The sequence below is a fragment of the Streptomyces sp. NPDC028331 genome (assembly GCF_055565775.1).
Genome location: NZ_JBVHTR010000017.1, coordinates 1 through 11,707, shown reverse-complemented (window position 1 = coordinate 11,707; position 11,707 = coordinate 1). Strand labels below are relative to the sequence as shown.

The 11,707-nt window shown below is 72.5% G+C and carries 10 protein-coding genes; 7 read left to right on the top strand and 3 right to left on the bottom strand.

Annotated elements, in window-relative coordinates; translation table 11 throughout:
* The first annotated feature begins 35 nt into the window (after positions 1–35).
* From ACZ4SW_RS24035 to ACZ4SW_RS24025, 3 genes are all read left to right on the top strand, one after another.
* Positions 36–461, top strand: a complete 426-nt coding sequence (locus ACZ4SW_RS24035) for an OsmC family protein (protein WP_468248995.1) — start codon at positions 36–38, stop codon at positions 459–461.
* A gap of 166 nt (positions 462–627) precedes the next feature.
* On the top strand, positions 628–2,490 hold the full coding sequence (gene dnaK, locus ACZ4SW_RS24030) for a molecular chaperone DnaK (protein WP_468248988.1): 1,863 nt from the start codon (positions 628–630) through the stop codon (positions 2,488–2,490).
* Between the two features lie 301 nt (positions 2,491–2,791).
* Entirely contained in the window at positions 2,792–5,515 is a 2,724-nt protein-coding gene (locus ACZ4SW_RS24025; RefSeq protein WP_468248981.1) for a SpoIIE family protein phosphatase, read from the top strand.
* Positions 5,516–5,543: 28 nt separating this feature from the next.
* Here ACZ4SW_RS24025 and ACZ4SW_RS24020 read toward each other — a convergent pair whose 3' ends face one another.
* Entirely contained in the window at positions 5,544–6,407 is an 864-nt protein-coding gene (locus tag ACZ4SW_RS24020) for a helix-turn-helix domain-containing protein (protein ID WP_468248974.1), read from the bottom strand.
* A 96-nt stretch (positions 6,408–6,503) separates the two neighbouring features.
* On the bottom strand, positions 6,504–7,346 hold the full coding sequence (locus ACZ4SW_RS24015) for a helix-turn-helix domain-containing protein (protein WP_468248968.1): 843 nt from the start codon (positions 7,344–7,346) through the stop codon (positions 6,504–6,506).
* A gap of 28 nt (positions 7,347–7,374) precedes the next feature.
* Here ACZ4SW_RS24015 and ACZ4SW_RS24010 point away from each other — a divergent pair, with 28 nt between their 5' ends.
* From ACZ4SW_RS24010 to ACZ4SW_RS23995, 4 genes are all read left to right on the top strand, one after another.
* Positions 7,375–8,439, top strand: a complete 1,065-nt coding sequence (locus ACZ4SW_RS24010) for an ADP-ribosylglycohydrolase family protein (RefSeq protein ID WP_468248962.1) — start codon at positions 7,375–7,377, stop codon at positions 8,437–8,439.
* A 112-nt stretch (positions 8,440–8,551) separates the two neighbouring features.
* A complete protein-coding gene (locus ACZ4SW_RS24005) occupies positions 8,552–8,857 on the top strand; it encodes a 4a-hydroxytetrahydrobiopterin dehydratase (protein ID WP_468248955.1) in 306 nt (101 codons plus the stop codon).
* 13 nt (positions 8,858–8,870) lie between these two features.
* On the top strand, positions 8,871–9,683 hold the full coding sequence (locus ACZ4SW_RS24000; protein ID WP_468248948.1) for a class I SAM-dependent methyltransferase: 813 nt from the start codon (positions 8,871–8,873) through the stop codon (positions 9,681–9,683).
* Between the two features lie 126 nt (positions 9,684–9,809).
* Positions 9,810–10,058, top strand: coding sequence for a hypothetical protein (locus tag ACZ4SW_RS23995; protein WP_468248941.1), 249 nt, complete (start codon positions 9,810–9,812; stop codon positions 10,056–10,058).
* A gap of 135 nt (positions 10,059–10,193) precedes the next feature.
* On the opposite strand, the gene ACZ4SW_RS23990 is transcribed toward ACZ4SW_RS23995, so the two are convergent.
* Entirely contained in the window at positions 10,194–11,501 is a 1,308-nt protein-coding gene (locus ACZ4SW_RS23990; protein WP_468248934.1) for a vanadium-dependent haloperoxidase, read from the bottom strand.
* Positions 11,502–11,707 lie beyond the last annotated feature (206 nt).

Genomic DNA, 11,707 nt, shown 5'->3' with positions numbered 1-11,707 from the left:
CCGGCAAGGGGACCCCATCGAAAGAAGGAAGAACCGTGGCAACCACGCGCACCGCTCACACCGTCTGGGAAGGCAACCTGCTCGAGGGCAACGGCGTCGTCACCTTCGACTCCTCCGGCATCGCCCAGCAGCCGGTCACGTGGGCCTCGCGCTCCCAGGACGCGAACGGAAAGACCAGCCCCGAGGAGCTGATCGCCGCCGCCCACTCCAGCTGCTTCTCCATGGCGCTGTCGCACGGCCTGGCCGGCGCCGGCACCCCGCCCACCAAGCTCGAGACGAAGGCGGACGTCACCTTCCAGCCGGGTGAGGGCATCACGGGCATCCACCTCACCGTCGAGGGCACCGTCCCCGGCATCGACAACGACGCGTTCGTCGCCGCCGCCGAGGATGCCAAGAAGAACTGCCCGGTCAGCCAGGCCCTGTCCGGTACGACGATCACGCTGGACGCCAAGCTCGCCTGACGCCGAACGTCCCGACAGGTGCCGCGCTTTCCCGCCGAGGGGGCGCGGCACCGCCGTTTGCGGGTACCCGGCATCGCATCGGGAGCCCCCCGTCGAGCGCATTGACATGGGGCCACTCAAGTTTTGTGATGGAGTGCGGGAAGCGCCCGGGCGGAAGGGGACGGCGATGACACGTGCGGTCGGGATCGATCTGGGGACGACGAACTCGGTGGTGGCCGTCCTGGAGGGCGGTGAGCCCACCGTCATCGCCAACGCCGAAGGGGCGCGGACCACGCCGTCGGTCGTGGCCTTCGCCAAGAACGGCGAGGTGCTCGTCGGCGAGGTCGCCAAGCGGCAGGCGGTGACGAACGTCGAGCGCACCGCGCGCTCGGTGAAGCGGCACATGGGCGACGCGCACTGGCGTTTCCCCGAGCACGGGTCCGTGGACGGCACCCGCTTGAGGGCACAGGAGCTGTCCGCGCGCGTCCTGCAGAAGCTGAAGCGGGACGCCGAGGCGTATCTGGGCGAGGACGTCACGGACGCCGTGATCACCGTGCCCGCGTACTTCGACGATTCCCAGCGGCAGGCCACCAAGGAGGCCGGGGAGATCGCGGGGCTGAAGGTCCTGCGGATCATCAACGAGCCGACGGCGGCGGCCCTCGCGTACGGGCTCGACCGCGGCGAGGAGCAGACCGTCCTCGTCTTCGACCTCGGCGGCGGCACCTTCGACGTCTCCCTGCTGGAGATCGGCGACGGCGTGATCGAGGTCAAGGCCACCAACGGCGACACCCACCTGGGCGGCGACGACTGGGACCAGCGGGTCGTCGACCATCTGGTGAAGCGGTTCAAGGGCCAGTACGGCATCGATCTCGGCGCCGACAAGATGGCGCTGCAACGGCTGCGGGAGGCCGCGGAGAAGGCCAAGATCGAGCTGTCCAGCTCCACCGAGACCACCGTCAACCTGCCCTACATCACCGCCACCGCCGAGGGGCCGCTGCACCTGGAGGAGAGGCTGACACGCGCGCAGTTCCAGGAACTGACGGCCGATCTGCTGGACCGCTGCCGGACGCCCTTCCACCAGGCGGTCCGGGACGCCGGCGTGGAGCTCTCCGCGGTCGACCACGTGATCCTCGTCGGCGGGTCCACGCGCATGCCGGCGGTCACCGACCTGGTGCGGGAACTCACCGGCAAGGACCCGCACAAGGGCGTCAACCCGGACGAGGTCGTGGCCGTCGGCGCGGCCCTCCAGGCCGGAGTCCTGCGCGGCGACGTCAAGGACGTGCTGCTGCTCGACGTGACCCCGCTGTCCCTCGGCATCGAGACCAAGGGCGGCATCATGACCAAGCTGATCGAACGCAACACGACCATTCCGACCCGTCGTTCCGAGATCTTCTCCACCGCGGAGGACAACCAGCCGTCGGTCGGCGTCCAGGTCTACCAGGGCGAGCGCGAGATCGCCGCGTACAACAAGAAGCTCGGCGTCTTCGACCTGACCGGGTTGCCGCCGGCGCCGCGCGGGGTGCCGCAGATCGAGGTGACCTTCGACATCGACGCCAACGGGATCATGCACGTCTCCGCGAAGGACCTGGCGACGGGCCGGGAACAGAAGATGACGGTGACCGGCGGATCGGCGCTGCCCAAGGACGAGATCGACCGGATGATGCGGGACGCGGAACAGTACGCCGAGGAGGACCGCAGGCGCCGGGAGGCGGCGGAGACGCGGAACCAGGCGGAGCAGCTCGTCTACCAGACCGAGACGTTCCTGCGGGAGAACGACGAGCGGGTGCCGGCGGACACCAAGGGCGAGGTGACGGCGGCGGTCACCGAGCTGAAGGACCTGCTCAAGGAGGGCGCCGACACGGCGGCCCTGCGGGGCGGCGTGGACAAGCTCGCCACGGCCGGCCAGAAGATGGGCCAGGCGATGTACGCCCAGTCCCAGCAGACGCCCACGGAAGGCACCGGGCAGCACACGGCGCCGCAGGACGAAGAGGGCGTGGTGGACGCCGAGGTCGTCGACGAGGACAGGGACACCAAGGGCGGCGCGGCCTGACCCCGTCGCCGGGGACCGCGTCGCGGCCGGGCTGCCGTTCCGGCTCCGGTGACGGGTGTGGGGATTTCGCGCGGAGAAAGGGCTGATCCAGCGACGGCCGAGCCGCCCGGAGTGGCGCCCGGAATCGGGTGTTTCCGCAGGTCAAGACAGTTCCAGAGGGCTGCGTCGGCGTACTGCGGGCGAGCCGCCCGGCCGCCGGGCGGCGCCTTAGGATCCGGCGTGAACCTGCCGGCCCGGCGGACCGCACCGAACGCTGTGCTAGAAATGTCGCATGGCGAGCGGAAACGCTCGATTTAGGCGCATGCCAATGCGGTCCTTGATCGGCAGGAGTCCACGGAGCGTCGCCGGGCAGGTGTTCGTCCTGCAAGTGGCGCTGGTCGTGCTGCTCGTCGTCTGCGCCGTCATCGCCCTCGTACTGCAGTCGCAGCGGGACACCAACGCCGAGGCAAAGCGCCGCTCCATAGCCGTCGCGCAGACCTTCGCGCACTCTCCGGGCGTCGTGCAGGCCCTGCAGACCCCCGACCCCACCAAGGTGCTCCAGCCGCTCACGGAGAAGGCGCGCAGATCCGCCGGTGTCGACTTCATCGTCGTCATGAACACCAAGGGCATCCGCTACACCCACCCCCTGCCGAGCCGGATCGGCAAGCGGTTCGTCGGCACCATCGGCCCGTCGCTCGCGGGGAAGGTCTACACCGAGAGCGTCCACGGCCCGCTCGGCGAGGAGGAACAGGCCACCGTTCCCATAGACAACTCCAGCGGCAAGGTGGTGGCCCTGGTCTCCGCCGGTCTGAAGGTCAAGAACGTCACCAACGAGGTGGACCGGCAACTCCCCATCATCTTCGGCGCCGGGGCCGGCGCGCTGGTGGTGACCACCGGCGGCACGGCACTGGTCGGCAGGCGGCTGCGACGGCAGACCCACAGCCTGGCCCCCGACGAGATGACCCGTATGTACGAGCACCACGACGCGGTACTGCACTCGGTGCGCGAAGGAGTGCTCATCATCGGAGGCGACGGGCGGCTGCTCCTCGCCAACGACGAGGCCAGACGGCTGCTGTCGCTCCCCCTGGACGCCGAGGGACAGCGCGTGTCGGAGCTCGCGGTCCTCGACGCCGCGACGGTGGCGCTGCTCGTCTCCGGGCGCGAGGCGACCGACGAGGTGATCTTCGCCGGGGAGCGGCTGCTCGCGGTCAACCAGCGGCCCACGGACCGTGACGGAGGTCCCAAGGGCACCGTGGTGACCCTGCGCGACTCCACCGAGCTGCAGGCGGTGTCCGGCAGGGCGGAGGTCGCGCGCGAGCGGCTGAAACTCCTCTACGACGCCGGACTGGGCGTCGGCACCACGCTCGACGTGGTCCGCACCGCCGACGAGCTGGCCCAGGTCGCCGTGCCCCGCTTCGCCGACTTCGTCACCGTGGACCTGGCCGACGCCGTGCTGCGCGGCGAGGAGCCCGGGCCCACGGCCACGGACCTGCGGCGCACCGCCGTGCGCGGCATCCGGGACGATCACCCGCTCTACGAGAGGGGCCGCCTGTTCGACTTCGTGCCCTCCACGCCCCAGGCGCGCGGCTACGGCACGGGCCGCGCCGAGCTGGTGACCGACCTGGCGACCGCCACGGGCTGGCACGCGCAGGACCCCGAGCGCACCAAGGAGATCATCGGCTACGGCATCCACTCCCTCATCGCCGCCCCGATCCAGGCCCGCGGCGTGGTGCTCGGCATGGCCAACTTCTGGCGCGCCGCCCAGCAGAAGCCCTTCGACGAGGAGGACCTGTCGCTCGCGGAGGAGCTGGTGGCCCGGGCCGCGGTCAGCATCGACAACGCCCGCCGGTACACACGCGAGCACACCCTGGCGGTCACCCTGCAGCGGAGCCTGCTGCCGAGGGCCGTGCCCGAGCAGAGCGCCCTCGAGGTCTGCTACCGCTACATCCCCGCCCAGTCGGGCGTCAGCGGAGACTGGTTCGACGTGATACCGCTGCCGGGCAGCCGGGTGGCGCTGGCCGTCGGCGACGTGGTCGGCCACGGGCTGCACGCCGCCGCGACCATGGGGCGGCTGCGGACCGCGGTGCACAACTTCTCCGCCCTCGACCTGCCGCCCGACGAGCTGCTGAGCCATCTCGACGACCTTGTCGGCCGCATCGACCAGGACGAGGCGGGCACCGAGACGGCCGCCGGCATCGTGGGCGCCACCTGCCTCTACGCCATCTACGACCCCGTCACGTGCCGTGTCGCCATGGCACGCGCCGGGCACCTGGCACCCGCCCTGGTCCACCCCGACGGAGACGTCACCTTCCCCGACCTGCCCGCCGGACCGCCGCTCGGCCTGGGCAGCATGCCCTTCCAGACGGCCGAGCTGGACCTCCCCGAGGGCACCCAGATCGTCCTCTACACCGACGGCCTCATCGAGGACCGCACCCGCGACCTCGACGTGGGCATGGAGCTGCTGGGCGACGCCCTCGCCGGTCACCCGGGCCGCCCGCCCGAGGACAGCTGCCAGGCCGTGCTGGACCAGTTGCTGCCCGGACGGCCCAAGGACGACGTCGCTCTGCTCATCGCCCGCACCCGGGCGCTGCCGGCCGACCGGATCGCCGAGTGGGACGTGCCGCCCGACCCGTCCGCCGTGTCCGGGATGCGGGTCGCCCTGTCCCGCAAGCTCGACGAGTGGGGCCTCACCGAACTCGGCTTCGGCACGGAACTCGTCCTGAGCGAACTCGTCACCAACGCCATCCGCTACGGCTCCCCGCCGATCCATGTGCGACTGATCCACGACGACAGGGCGCTGATCTGCGAGGTCGCCGACGGCAGCAGCACCTCACCGCACCTGCGCTACGCGGCGACGACCGACGAGGGAGGCCGGGGCCTGTTCCTGGTGTCGCGGATGACCGAGCGCTGGGGCACCCGGTACACGCCCCAGGGCAAGGTGATCTGGGCCGAACAGGCGCTCCCCGGCACCACCGGAGCACCCGCGAGGACGCCCGACTCGGACGCGGACCTTCTCGACATGTGGGCGGAGGACGACCTGCCGTGACCGGCCTGGCGGGCGGGGCGGCGCCGGGTCAGAACCTGTCGCGGTACTGCCGCAGGATCTCCCGCGTGCGCGCGACCGTGGCCGCCCTCGCCGACATGTGGTCCAGGACTTCCAGGTGCATGGCCACCTCGATGCGCGAGTCGAGGTAGAGGGCGCCGGTCAGGTACTCGCTGTACACCATGTCGGGCAGCTCCGGCTCCGCGAAGCGGAACAGCACGAACGGCGTGTACGTCCCCGGGTGCGGCCCGGAGGCGTACTCCGCCACCTGCAACGTGATCGCGGGGTTCTCGGACACCTCCAGGAGGCGGTCGAGCTGGTCGCGCATCACCTGGGCGCGGATGCTGACCGGGCGCCGCAGCACCGTCTCGTCCATGATCACCCACAGGTGGGGCGGGTCCTCGCGGGCGAGCAGCTTCTGCCGGGCCAGCCGCAGCGCCACATACCGTTCGACGTCCCGGGGCCGGACCTGCCCGACGGTGCCCCCCTCCAGCACGGCACGCGCGTAGTCCTCGGTCTGCAGCAGCCCGGGCACGAAGTGCGGCTCGTAGGACCGGATGATGCGGGCCGCACCCTCCAGGCTGACGTGCAGGCTGAACCAGTCCGGCAGCACGTCGTGGTACCGCTGCCACCAGCCGGGTCGGTTGGCCTCCTCGGCGAGCCGCACGAAGGAGGCGATCTCCTCCTCGGGCACGCCGTACGTCGTCAGCAGCACCTGCACGTACGGGATCTTCAACGCGACCTCGGCGGTCTCCATGCGCCGCACGGTCGCCGGGGCGACCCGCAGCACCTTCGCCGCCTCCTCGCGCTTCAGCCCGGCGGCCTCCCGCAACTCCTGCATCCGCCGCCCGAGCACCACCTGCCCGACGGTCGGCGCAGGCCGCCGCTCACTCACGCCACGCCTCCCCTCCGCGCCGAAGTACCCGAGCAGTGTGGCACGTCCGGGCGGAACTCTCAGGGGGCCGAGGGGACGCCTGCGCCCGACGAGCCGTCAGGTACCCCGTGACTGAAGGTACTTCACCGTCGCCGGGTCCGCCGGCAGGAACGTCTCGATGGCCAGTTCCGCGACCGTCACGTCCATCGGCGTGTTGAAGGTGGAGATGGACGACACGAAGGACAGCACCCGGCCGTCGTGCTCGATCCGCATCGGCAGCGCGAAGTACGGGACCTCCTCGGCGTCCTCGCCCGGTCCGGGTGCCGACTCCGCCCGGTCCGGGACCGGGTACGCCGCCACCTCCTCGTACAGCGCACGCAGGGCCGGCGAGCGCTGCAGTGCGATCTGCCGCTCCATCTGCGCGAGCAGGTGGCCGCGCCACTCGGCCAGGTTGCGGATGCGCGGCGCCAGCCCCTCCGGATGCAGCGTGAGGCGCATCGCGTTCAACGGCGGGGTGAGCAGGTGGTCCGGGACGCCCTCCAGGAACATCGCGATGCCCCGGTTCGCCGCCACCACCCCGTACGTCGCGTCCACCACCAGCGCCGGATACGGCTCGTAGCCCTGCAACAGCCGCTCCACCCCCGCCCGCAGCGCCTGCATCGACGGGTCGTCCAGCGGCGTCTCCGGATAGTGCGGGGCGTAACCCGCGGCCAGCAGCAGGGCGTTGCGTTCCCGCACCGGCACGTCCAGATGCTCGGCGAGCCGCAGCACCATCTCCTCGCTGGGCCGCGAGCGGCCCGTCTCGACGAAGCTGATGTGCCGCGCCGACGAGCCCGCCCGCAGCGCCAACTCGAGCTGACTGACCCGCCGCCGCTCCCGCCAGCCGCGCAGCAGCGGACCGATCCCCTGCTCGGAGGGGGCGGGTGAGGGGGTGGGGGGTGAGGACACGACAATGGTCATACACAGGACCGTAGTCGAGGAGTGATGCATGTACGAGCGGCTGAACCCGTCCTGGGAGGCCACCGCCGTCTACCGGGCCCGGGTGCGCGGCTCCCTCCTCGGGGGCGCGATCGGCGACGCCCTCGGCTACCCGATCGAGTTCTCCTCCCTGGACCGCATCCGTGCCGCGCACGGCCCCGACGGCGTCACCGGTCCGGTATCCGACGGACAGGGCACCGTGGGCCGCGTCACCGACGACACCCAGATGACCCTGTTCACCGTGGAGGGCCTTCGGCAGGCGCACCAGCGGGAGCGGCACAAGGGCATCGGCGGCGGCTGGGCCCGGCTGGTACGGGACGCGTACGGACGCTGGCTCGACACCCAGCGCCTGCCCGGCCCGCCCGCCGGCGCCGTCGGCCTGGCCGCACAGGAGTGGCTGTACGCGCGCCGCGCCCCCGGCAACGCCTGCCTCTCCGGCCTCGCCCAGGACTTCGTGCCCGACCCCGGCGCCGAGCTGGGCAGCCCCGGGCCGGTCAACTCCGACTCCAAGGGCTGCGGCGCGGTCATGCGCTCGGCGCCCTTCGGCCTGGCCCGGGTGCCCGGCGACACGGCGTTCCTGATGGCCGCGCTGTGCGCCCAGACCACCCACGGCCACCCCACCGGTTACTACTCCGCGGGCGCCTTCGCCGCGATCGTCGCACACCTGGTGGAGGGCGACTCCCTGGAGGGCGCCGTACTGCGCGCCCTGCGCCTCCTCGCCCGTCACCCCGGCCACGAGGAGACCACGGCCGCCCTGCGCGCCGCCCTCGACCTGGCCGCCGAGGGCTCACCGACCGCGGAGAAGGTGCAGACACTCGGCGGTGGCTGGATCGGCGAGGAGGCCCTGGCCATCGCCGTGTACTGCGCCCTGGCCGAGCCCGACGTCCGCGCCGCGCTGCTGCTGTCCGTCAACCACTCCGGCGACAGCGACTCCACCGGCGCCCTCTGCGGCAACCTCCTCGGCGCCCACCACGGCGACCACGGGCTGCCGCAGGAGTGGCTGGAGCGAGTCGAGGGACGTGCCGAGATCGCCGTTCTGTCGGACGACTTCGCGGCGGAGTGCGTGCGGCGCTGAGAACCCGCGGCACATCGGCTCCGAGGGCACGGCCACGCGTACGGGGCCGCACGGAGGGGATGTGACAGGGTGGGGCCACCCTCGCGTCGCGCCGTACGGAAGGAGCCAGGTCATGCCCGTCGAACCACTGTCGCAGAAGGAGATCGAGGACCGGCTGGCGGAACTGCCCGGCTGGTCCCTCGAAGGCGACCGGATCACCCGCTCCTACCGGCTCGGCTCGCACTTCGCGGCGACCGCGATGGTCGTGCACATCTCCCAGGTGCAGGAGGAGCTGAACCACCACTCCGACCTCACCCTCGGCTACAACACCGTCTCCCTGACCGTGAACACGCACAGCGTCGGCGGCGCCGTCACCGACCTCGACTTCGAACTGGCCCGCCGCGTGGAGGAGCTGGCCCCCGGACACGGCGCGCACTGAGCGGTCGCCGCACGTGCTGGACTACGAGAAGGAGGCCGCGGAGTACGACCGCCTGCGCGGCGGCGAACCCCGGGCCGCAGCGGCGGCCGACGCGGTGCTCGCACTGATACCCGAGGGGGCCGGCCGACTGCTCGACGTGGCCTGCGGCACGGGCATCGTCACCAGGCGGCTGGCGGCCGCCCGGCCCGGGATGCGGATCGTGGGCGTGGACCTGGCGTACGAGATGGCGTGCCGGGCCGCCGCCCGGCTGCCCGGCGCCGTGGTCCTCGCCGACAGCCGCCGACTGCCGTTCGCGGACGGGGTGTTCGACGCGGTCACCAGCGTGTGGCTGCTGCATCTCCTGGCCGGCCCCGAGGCGGTACGCGCCGTGCTGGCCGAGTGCGCCCGGGTACTGCGGCCGGGCGGCCTCTACGTCACCACCGTCGACAAGGCCGCCTCCCACGACGTGGGCAGCGACATCGACGCGGTCCTGGCCCGGCGCCCGCGCCGCCCCGCGGACGACACCGCCGACGCGGTCGCGGCGCACGCCGCCGCCTGCGGCCTGGTCCCGGCCGGAGAAGCCCGCTTCACCGGGGCCGGCCAGGGCCGCAGCCCCCGCCGCACCCTGGCGGACCTGCGCCGCGGCTGGTTCGTCACCCTGGCCCCCGGCGATCCGCTCACCGAACGGATCGCCGGCGACCTCGCGGCACTCCCGGACCAGGACCTGCCCCGTCCCGACCCGGTGTTCACCCTGCGGGCGTTCCGCAAGGGCCGCTGCCTCACCGCGCCGACGGTGTCCGAGCCGGCCGGACGTCACGACGATCCCGGTGCGGGCCGCGGCGACTGAGCACGCGGGCGGCGCCGGCCTCACCACTGCGGGCGCCGGGAGCCGGGCCGCGTGAGGCGCTCTACCCCGGGCACGGGTCACGATCTACCGTGGACGGGGACACGTCACCGCACTTGAGGGGGGACCGTGGTAACGACCGCGAAGGACCTGATCCGCACGGCGAAGGACAAGGTGGACCAAGCAGCCGGCAAGAGCGCCCATCCCGACGCCATCGCCCTGGCGCAAGCAGCCGTCAACCTGGCCGTGGCCCAGAGCAACGTCGAACTCGCCCAGGCCCTCACCACCTTCACCGAAGCGGCCGGCAAGAACAGCGGCACCGTCAAGGAAGCGGTGGCCGCGCTGACCGCCAAGGTCGGCGACCTCGCCAAACGCTGAGCATCGACGGTGAAGGCCCCGGCGGATGACCGGGGCCTTCGTCACGCTGACGTTCCTCTGCTCGGTGGTCTGCCCGGGCGTCGCACCGTGCCCCGGCCGCTGCGAGGGGCGCGCCGGTACGTCACGCGCCCCGGATCAGCGCTGCGGGCGCAGCGGTTGGAAGTAGTGGGTCACCGCCCAGCCGCCGATCCGCCGCCCGGCCTGGTCCCCGGCCACGTCCGCCGAGCGGAAGTGGATTCCGGCCCACACACGCGCGTCGATCATGTCCTGGTCGAGCTGGTCGGCGTATTCGTAGTGCCGCGTGGTGCCGGTGATCTCGGAGGGGATGTTCAGGTCCAGACGTGTGGTGCCGAGGATTCCGCTGAGGGTCCGGGTCACCGCGCCGGTGACCGTGGTGTGGCCGCTGAGGTAGTCCGGGTGCGGTGGAGTGACGAGCAGCGGCTGCCACTGCGGGTCCGCCTGGGTCGCGTGGTTGCCGTCGGTGTCGGCCAGTTGGACGGCGGTGATGGGCCGCCAGCGTCCGTAGTGGAGCTTGGCGTCCCAGGCGGTGATGACCGCGTCGGTCGCCGACGTGTCCACCGCGGCGAACATGCGCGCCGTCTCGGCGATGCCGAGGTGGTGCCGCTCGGTGTAGTCCCTGAGCGCCGCCTGGATCTGGGTGACCAGACTGCCTCCGAAGAACAGGGCCGTCTCGGTCTGGAGCGGGGTGCGGGGCGAGCCGGTCTTCGCCCCCATGCGCTTCACCTCGTTGAGGTCCTGGGCATAGCGCGCCGAGGGCAGGGTGGGCGGCGGGCCGGGACGGAACTGGGCCGGGGACAGGAGCAGCATCGGGCGCAGCCTGCCGAGCCAGGGGTCGATGAAGGGCTGGTACCCCGGCGGGGTGGGCCGCCAGACGCCGGGCCCGGGCGGCGTGGTGAACTGCACGGGCGCGTACCGGCCGTCGCCTTGGCGCAGGGCGATGACGTGGTCGGCGGCGCGCTCTCCGAAGTCCACGCCCTGCGTCTTCGCGGTGCCGTCCGGGATCCGGGCGAGCCAGTCGGCGTAGGCGGCGTCGAGCCCGGCCCGGGAGGCGGGGAAGTAGGTGAGCAGGACCCGGTGCGCCGCAGCCACGGCCGCCGCCTCGGGCGACGCGGTGGAGGGGCCGCGTTCCCGCCACTGGTACGGGGCGTAGTCGCCCTGGATGCCGACCACGGCGTTGTAGACGGCGGCCGAGACGAACCCGTGCCAGACGACCGCCTGCCCCGACGGACGCGTGGGGCCGACGCCGGCGGCGATGGTGTCGGCGGCGATGACGTTCCATGCGCGGATCGCCGCGGGGTCCGCCGAAGGGACCGCGCGGCGGGCGGCGGTGGCCGGGGAGCCGGTCAGGACGGTGACGACGAGAAGCAGGAGGGAGGTGACGGCGCCGAGGGCGGCGGACCTGCCGGAACGAGGGGCTTCCATGTCCGGCATAACCGTCCGAGGCGCGGATGGTCACGCCATGGGTGGGGGGGGGGGGGGGGGGGGGGGAGAGGAGGGAGGGGGAGGGGGGGGGGGGGGGGGGGGGGGGGGGGGGGGGGGGGGGGGGAGGGGGTTGGGGGGGGAGGTATGCGGTTCCACGCACAGCGCCTCCCGCTGCTCGTCGTAGACCACGACCCACTCCTCGCTGC

Excerpts from the sequence above, each read along its gene's own strand:
- ACZ4SW_RS24005 (WP_468248955.1), top strand. The coding sequence starts at position 8,552 with ATGCCCGTCGAACCACTGTCGCAGAAGGAGATCGAGGACCGGCTGGCG.
- ACZ4SW_RS24015 (WP_468248968.1), bottom strand. The coding sequence starts at position 7,346 with ATGACCATTGTCGTGTCCTCACCCCCCACCCCCTCACCCGCCCCCTCC.
- ACZ4SW_RS24010 (WP_468248962.1), top strand. The coding sequence starts at position 7,375 with ATGTACGAGCGGCTGAACCCGTCCTGGGAGGCCACCGCCGTCTACCGG.
- dnaK (WP_468248988.1), top strand. The coding sequence starts at position 628 with ATGACACGTGCGGTCGGGATCGATCTGGGGACGACGAACTCGGTGGTG.
- ACZ4SW_RS24025 (WP_468248981.1), top strand. The coding sequence starts at position 2,792 with ATGCCAATGCGGTCCTTGATCGGCAGGAGTCCACGGAGCGTCGCCGGG.
- ACZ4SW_RS23990 (WP_468248934.1), bottom strand. The coding sequence starts at position 11,501 with ATGGAAGCCCCTCGTTCCGGCAGGTCCGCCGCCCTCGGCGCCGTCACC.